Origin of the sequence: Streptomyces sp. YIM 130001 (genome assembly GCF_003574445.1) — a bacterium.
Taxonomy (GTDB): Bacteria; Actinomycetota; Actinomycetes; order Streptomycetales; family Streptomycetaceae; genus Streptomyces.
In genome coordinates, this window is the sequence record NZ_KZ984593.1 from 1 (window position 1) to 1312 (window position 1312).

Below are 1312 nucleotides of genomic sequence, written 5' to 3' on the forward strand. Positions count from 1 at the left end.
TTGAGTTCTAGTGGTCGTTGCAACACCCCAGTTCGGGGGATGCGTTGGCCATCGATTACAGCAAGCAGCGCAAGCGTGGAGGCCATGCTCCGCAGGTCCAGAAACGGGAGGAATACTTCCGGCTTGTGGATCAAGGAGTGACGTTCGCAGAGGCCAGCCGGATCGTCGGGATCAATCTGCGTACAGGGAAGCGCTGGCGCAACGGCCGTCACGCGTCCGGCGGCCGGAAGGCGGTGCCACCCATCCATACGGTGGCGCCGCCTTCTGTGCGGTCCCGGTACTTGTGCGAGGCCGAGCGCATCCACATAGCCGACCGGCTGCGTGAGAAGGCCACCATCCGTGCCATCGCCGCCGAGCTGAACCGCAGCCCTTCCACTGTCAGCCGGGAGGTCCGCCGCAACGGCATACTGCTCCGGGCGGACTCCTCCCAGTGGGCCTACCGTCCGCACGCCGCCCAGGCACGCGCTGACGCCCGCCGGCCCCGTCCCAAGTCCGGGAAGATCGGCCAGAACCCCGAACTCCGGAAGTTCATCCAGGACCACCTCACCAGGCGGTGGAGCCCGGAGCAGATCTGCCACACTCTGCGCGGGCGCTTCCCCGACCGGCCGGAGATGCAAGTGGCCCACGAGACCGTCTACCAGGCCCTCTACGTCCAGGGCCGCGGCGAACTCCGCCGGGAACTGACGCGCGCCCTGCGCACCGGACGGGCCATACGCAAACCGCACCGCCACGCCGAAGCCCGCAAACCGCGGTTCTCCCATCCCATGGTCATGATCAGCGAACGGCCCGCCGAAGCCGCCGACCGGGCGGTCCCCGGCCACTGGGAAGGCGACTTGATCGTCGGACGCGAGAGCCGGTCGGCCGTCGCCACCCTGGTCGAACGCAGCACCCGCTACCTGATGCTCGTCCACCTGCCCCACGACCACACCGCGGCCACCGTCCGCGACGCCCTGACCGAGACGGTCACGGCCCTGCCCGCACTGCTGAGACGATCCCTCACCTGGGACCAGGGCACCGAAATGGGCGCCCACCACGCCTTCACCGTCGCTACCGGCGTCCCGGTCTACTTCTGCGACCCGGCCAGCCCCTGGCAGCGCGGTTCGAACGAGAACACCAACGGCCTGCTGCGGCAGTACTTCCCCAAGGGCACCGACCTGTCCGCCCACACCCGCCAACACCTCGACACAGTCGCTGCCGAACTCAACAGCCGCCCACGCAAAACGCTCGACTGGAAAACCCCAGCCGAGCGCCTCGCTAAGCTCCTGGCAACAGCCAGTTGACCACTGTGTTGCAACGACCCCTGGAATTCGCC

Annotated in this window: 1 protein-coding gene; it reads left to right on the forward strand. The window is 68.0% G+C overall.

Annotated elements, in window-relative coordinates; genetic code table 11:
* Window positions 1–233: 233 nt before the first annotated feature.
* Window positions 234–1280, forward strand: a complete 1047-nt coding sequence (locus tag DSC45_RS35520; RefSeq protein ID WP_162929459.1) for an IS30 family transposase — start codon at window positions 234–236, stop codon at window positions 1278–1280.
* Window positions 1281–1312 lie beyond the last annotated feature (32 nt).